This window comes from Arthrobacter sp. Dra40, from assembly GCF_059091905.1.
In genome coordinates this window covers 1-1,003 of sequence record NZ_JBNHHB010000528.1, presented here as the reverse complement: position 1 = coordinate 1,003, position 1,003 = coordinate 1, and the positions used below count along the sequence as shown (strand labels likewise).

2 protein-coding genes are annotated in these 1,003 nt (G+C 68.9%); both read left to right on the top strand.

The genetic code is table 11. The features are described from left to right. A partial coding sequence (locus tag AC5RWT_RS37790) for an NAD-dependent epimerase/dehydratase family protein (protein ID WP_494084678.1) occupies nucleotides 1–780 on the top strand: 780 nt, incomplete at its 5' end. 8 nt (nucleotides 781–788) lie between these two features. After that, nucleotides 789–1,003, top strand: a 215-nt coding sequence (locus AC5RWT_RS37785; protein WP_494084677.1) for a serine hydrolase, incomplete at its 3' end; no start/stop codon positions are given.

The window sequence follows — 1,003 nt, the reverse complement described above, 5'->3', positions numbered from 1 at the left end:
TCCTTCACCGGGGAGTGGAGCGAGTTCGTGGCGACCAACATCGACGGCACCCGCACCCTGCTGGCCGCGGCTAAATCCGCCGGAGTGCGCGACGTGGTGTTCGTGTCCTCCCCGTCCGTGGCGCATTTCGGCGCAGCGATCGCCGGAGCGGACGCCGGGACTGCTGATCCGGAGCGTGCCCGCGGCAACTACGCCCGGTCCAAGGCCGCCGCCGAGATTCTTGCCCTCGGCGAGGACTCCCCCGATTTCCGAGTTGCCGCAGTCCGCCCGCATGTCGTGTGGGGACCCGGCGATACCCAGTTGGTCGAGCGTGTGGTGGCGCGGGCCAAGGCCGGCCGTCTGCCCCTGCTGGACAATGGCGCCGCGCTGATCGACACCACGTACATCGACAACGCCGCGGCGGCAATTGTCCGGGCGCTCGAACGTATGGACCAGACGCATGGCCGGGCACTGGTGGTCACCAACGGCCAGCCCCGCCCCGTCGGCGAACTTATCGCAGGGATTTGCGACGCCGCCGGTGTGAAGGCGCCGGACTGGTCGGTTCCGGGCTGGCTGGCCCGGGGCGCCGGCGCAGTGATCGAACGCGCCTGGACCGCCGCCGGAAAGCGCGGACTGGTCAAGGACGAGCCGCCCATGACCAGGTTCCTGGCCGAGCAACTATCCACGGCGCATTGGTTCGACCAGCGCCACACGCGCGAAGTGCTCGACTGGACACCAGAAGTCAGCATCGAGGACGGGCTACGCCGGCTGGCGGCCCACTACCGCCCAACGGCAAGCTAGGAGCAACTGTGGAGAGCGTCAAGCTGATCGAGTCGTGGCCGGTGGACAACGCGGCCACCGCCGTCGTCGGAGCGGACGGCACCATCCTGGCCGCACACGGCGACCAGCAACGCCGCTTTCCGTTGGCCTCGGTCACCAAACTCCTCAGTGCCTATGCCGTGTTGATGGCGGTCGAAGAAGGCGCGCTGGAACTCGACCAGGCGGCAGGTCCCGAAGGCGCCAC